The following is a 1,967-nucleotide window of genomic DNA, read 5'->3' on the forward strand; positions in this document are numbered from 1 at the left end:
CTCCCGTCCCGTCCGCCGCTCGTGGGTCTGGGCGGGCATCGCCGTGGCGTCGCTCGGTTTCGTCGGGGTGACGGTCCACGACCTGATGAAGGGCCGTTCGCAGCCGCCGCCCCGGCTGGGCGCCCTGCCGGACTTCACCTTCACGCGGCAGGACGGACAACCCTTCGGACTGAAGCAGCTCCGCGGCCACCCGTTCATCGCCAACTTCATCTTCACCCGCTGCCCCACCGTCTGCCCCGTCTTCACCCAGAAGATGGCGCGCGTGCAGGACCACACCGCGAAGCTGGGAACCGACCTCCAGCTGGTGTCCTTCTCCGTGGATCCGGCCTACGACACCCCGGAGCGGCTGGCCGAGTACGGGAAGAAGTACCAGGCGGACTTCACCCGCTGGAACTTCCTCACCGGCGACTACGGCACCCTCAAGGACACCATCGTCCAGGGCTTCAAGATCAGCATGGGCCGCGAGCCCGGCGCCGCCGAGGACGACCTGCTCTCCATCTTCCACGGCACCCACTTCGTGCTGGTGGACAGCGCCGGAGAGATCCGCGGCTACTACGACAGCGCGGATCCCGAGGCGACCCAGAAACTGGAGACCGACGCCTTCCGCATCACCCGCGAAGAGGGCTGAGCCCCCCTTCCTGATCGCGCCCGCACTCCGGGTGCGGCCCAATGGGTCTCACTCCACCCGGCTTCCGAGCCCGGCGTCCGAGCCCGCAACGACGAAGGGCCGGCGCCCCGCCCATGACGGACGGGAACCGGCCCTCGTGCCTTGCGCGGCGTTGGCCCGCAAAGCCGAAGGCCGGCCCCACCTCGCGGTGAGTACCGGCCCTCGTGCCTGAGTCACGTCAGCTTCAGTGAGAAGCTTAGTTGACCAGCTGCGCCTGCGCCTGCGCGATGATGTTCTGGAAGTTCTGCTGCGCGGGCTGGGAGGCCAGCGCGCCGACCTTGTCCGCGCCGTTCTTCACGGTGGTCGCGATGTCACCGATGGACTTCACGGTGGGGGCGAACTTGGTCAGCTGGGACAGACCAGCCAGGGGCCCCTTGGCGAGCAGGGACGCGCCGGAGTCGATGAACTTGTCCACGAACGGCTTCGCCAGCTTGCCCAGGCCGAACGGGAGCTTGTCCAGGAGGCCGCCCGCGATGCCCTTCAGGCCGCCGGCGATGGCGCCCATCGGGTTCTGCACGAAGTTCAGCGCCTTGCCCGCGATGTTCGCGACGCCGCCGGCGACATTGCTGACCGTCTTCGCGATGCTGCTGACAACCTTGCCGATGCCGCCCATGGTAATACCCCCTGCTTAAGTCTGGTTTGGAGAGTGTGTGCCGAAGTGAAGCTGCAAAAGGATTCTCGGAAGGGGGAGGAAAATGTTTCCTCCGAATTTCCGATCTATTTCACGGGGATTCCGGGCGGGCTTCAGCCGCGGGGTCCGCCGCCGCCCTTCTTCAGCTGGTCCATGAGCTCCTGACGCTTCGCCTCGTCCTCCGGCGCCTTGGGGGCCTCGCCCGTGGGGTTCAGGCTGGGCTTGCCGGCGGCGCCGCCGCCCTTGCCGGCCTCGAACTCGGACTTGGCGAAGGGGTTGCCCTGGCCGGGCAGCTCACCCTTGGCGCCGGCGACGAGGAACTCACCGACCTCCTCCACCGTGTGCACCGGGAAGCCGTTGGCCTTCAGTTCCTCGTCGGACACGACGTTGAGCATGGGCTCCTTGTCCTTGTCCTGCGCGTACTCGAGCACCAGCTCGACGTAGTCCTCCAGCTTCATCCCCACCGCATCCGCGATGCGCTTCGTCTCGGGATCCTTGAGGAGCTCCGCGCGGACGACTTCCACGGGACGGGACAGACCACGCTTCTTGCCAGGGGCTTGCTGGGACATGCGATTTCGCTCCGGAGAGGAGAGGAAAGAGGCTGGGAACAACTCTAGCCCATCTTTCCAGTAGTACCCATTCCCCGCCCGGACCGGCCCCGGCCCCCTC

The 1,967-nt window shown here is 67.1% G+C and carries 3 protein-coding genes; 1 reads left to right on the plus strand and 2 read right to left on the minus strand.

What is annotated here, in order from left to right; translation table 11 throughout:
* Positions 1 to 628 (plus strand): SCO family protein (locus tag D7X32_RS44260; protein WP_244239522.1); only part of this gene is annotated, 628 nt, incomplete at its 5' end.
* Positions 629 to 863: 235 nt separating this feature from the next.
* Here D7X32_RS44260 and D7X32_RS44265 read toward each other — a convergent pair.
* Both D7X32_RS44265 and D7X32_RS44270 read right to left on the minus strand, forming a co-directional pair.
* Entirely contained in the window at positions 864 to 1,280 is a 417-nt protein-coding gene (locus D7X32_RS44265; protein ID WP_120608461.1) for a hypothetical protein, read from the minus strand.
* A gap of 131 nt (positions 1,281 to 1,411) precedes the next feature.
* Positions 1,412 to 1,867 (minus strand): hypothetical protein, encoded by a 456-nt coding sequence (locus D7X32_RS44270; protein WP_120608462.1) that lies wholly within the window; start codon positions 1,865 to 1,867, stop codon positions 1,412 to 1,414.
* Positions 1,868 to 1,967: the final 100 nt, after the last annotated feature.

The sequence above is a fragment of the Corallococcus carmarthensis genome, assembly GCF_003611695.1.
GTDB classification, from domain to species: domain Bacteria; phylum Myxococcota; class Myxococcia; order Myxococcales; family Myxococcaceae; genus Corallococcus; species Corallococcus carmarthensis.